Source organism: Phenylobacterium sp. (assembly GCF_036402295.1).
Taxonomy (GTDB): Bacteria; Pseudomonadota; Alphaproteobacteria; order Caulobacterales; family Caulobacteraceae; genus Phenylobacterium.
The window spans coordinates 1-2,124 of record NZ_DASWTE010000262.1; the positions used below are offsets into that span (position 1 = coordinate 1).

Here is a 2,124-nt window from a genome sequence, read left to right on the forward strand (position 1 = left end):
TCTTCGACATCGAGGTCTTCGAGGCCCACCACCGGCACAAGGTCGACGCCCCGTCCGGCACGGCCTTCATGCTGGGCGAGGCCGCCGCGAAGGGCCGCGGCGTCGAGCTCGACAAGGTGGCGCGGCGCACCCGCGATGGCATCACCGGCGAGCGGCCGGTGGGCGAGATCGGGTTCTCGGTGCTGCGCGGCGGCGGCATCGTCGGCGATCACAGCGTCACCTTCGCCGCCGAGGAGGAGATCCTCACCCTCAGCCATTCCGGCCGCGACCGGGGCCTGTTCGCCCGGGGCGCCGTCGCGGCCGCCAAGTGGGTCGTCGGCAAGCCGCCCGGCCTCTACGACATGCAGGACGTGCTGGGGATGAAGGGGGCGTGAGCGACATCCTCGACCAGGACGCCACCGCCCAGCTGCTCGCGCTCAGCACGAAGCGGGTTTCCTCGGTCGAGCTGCTCAAGGCCGCCCTGGCGCGCCACGCCGAGACGCACGAGACACTGAACGCCGTCGTAGCTGCCGATCCCGAGCGGGCCTTGGAGCGCGCCCGCGCCCTCGACGACGCACGCGCCCGCGGCGAAACCGTCGGCCCGCTCGCCGGCCTGCCGATGACCATCAAGGACACCTTCGACGTGGCCGGCATGGCCGCTTCGTCGGGTCTCGCGGAGCTGCGCCGCCGCCAGGTGGAAGACGCCCAGGCCGTCTCCCACGCCCGCCACGCCGGCGCCGTCGTCTGGGGCAAGACCAACGTGCCCGTGATGGCCGCCGACTGGCAGAGCGTGAACCCGCTCTACGGCAAGACCAACAATCCCTGGGACCCGACACGCACCCCCGGCGGTTCGTCCGGCGGCGCCGCGGCGGCGCTGGCCGCCCGCGTCACGCCGCTGGAGATCGGCTCGGACATCGGCGGCTCGCTGCGCGTGCCGGCCAGTTTCTGCGGCGTCTACAGCCACAAGCCCACCTGGGGCATGGTCTCGCAGCGCGGCCATGTGCCCCCGCATCCTGGCTCCCACGCCGAGCGCGACCTGAACGTCATCGGTCCCATGGCCCGCTCGGCCCGCGACCTGCGCCTCTTGCTCTCGATCCTCGAGAACGGCCCGCTTGCACCGCGCGCCCCACCCGCCGACCTCAAGGAGACGAAGATCGGCCTGTGGCTGCATGATCCCAACTGCCCGCTCGACCCCGAGGTCCGCGCCACGCTGGAGACGTTCGCGGACGACCTCCGCGCGGCTGGCGCCACCGTCGAGCGTATCCCCAGTCCCGTCGACATGCGCGCCCTCCTGTTCGCCTACCAGACCCTGCTGGGCGCGGTCCTGGGCGAGGACATGCCGCAGGCTTTCATCCGCAGCCTGGAGCGCATGCGGTTCTTCGCGCAGGGCGCCGTGAAGCGCGGGGCGGGCCCGCTCTCCAACGCCGTCATGACCCTGGCCTACACCGCCCGCCACCGCGAGTGGCTGGCCGCCGACGCTGTCCGCGCCCGCCTGCGCCACGAGATCGGCGGGGTCTTCGGGAAGTGGGACGCGATCCTCGCGCCCATCACGCCGGTTCCGGCCTTCCCGCACGACAAGCGGCCGTTCCGGCGCCGCGCGCTGAACACCTCCGACGGCAAGCAGATCCCCTACAACTCGATCCTCACCTGGATCGCGCCGGCGACCGCTTTGCACCTTCCGGCGACGGCCATCCCGGCCGGGTTGACCGCCTCAGGCCTGCCGGTCGGCGCCCAGCTCATCGGCCCCATCGCCGGCGACGGCCGCACCCTCGCCATCGCCCAGGCCATCGACGAGAACGTGCGCGGGTTCGTAGCCCCGGAGCTCTAGTCTAGCGCGAGACCTCGATCCAGACCGGCGCGTGGTCGCTAGCGCCCTCGCGGCCGCGGTGCTCGCGATCGATGCCGGCCGCCCTCAGCTGCGGGGTCAGGGCCGGGCTCAGCAGGAAGTGGTCGATCCGCAGGCCGGCGTCACGCTCGTAGGCGTTCCGCCAGTACTTCCAGAAGGTGTAGACGCGCTCGTCCGGGAACACCGCGCGGAGGGCGTCGGTCCACCCGCGATCCTGCAGCCGCGCAAACATCGCCTTCAGCGGCGGCTGGAACAGCGCGTCGTCGCGCCAGCGCTCCGGGGCGTACACGTCCGCATCC

The 2,124-nt window shown here is 72.5% G+C and carries 3 protein-coding genes; 2 read left to right on the forward strand and 1 reads right to left on the reverse strand.

The window, feature by feature from the left end; genetic code table 11:
• Positions 1-374: 4-hydroxy-tetrahydrodipicolinate reductase (dapB, locus tag VGD44_RS16095; protein WP_331088893.1), on the forward strand; the 374-nt coding region annotated here is incomplete at its 5' end.
• On the forward strand, positions 371-1,807 hold the full coding sequence (locus tag VGD44_RS16100) for an amidase family protein (RefSeq protein ID WP_331088895.1): 1,437 nt from the start codon (positions 371-373) through the stop codon (positions 1,805-1,807). The genes dapB and VGD44_RS16100, both read left to right, overlap by 4 nt.
• Before the next feature lies 1 nt (position 1,808).
• Here the strand turns inward: VGD44_RS16100 and VGD44_RS16105 are convergent.
• Positions 1,809-2,124, reverse strand: a 316-nt coding sequence (locus VGD44_RS16105) for an endonuclease/exonuclease/phosphatase family protein (protein WP_331088898.1), incomplete at its 5' end; no start/stop codon positions are given.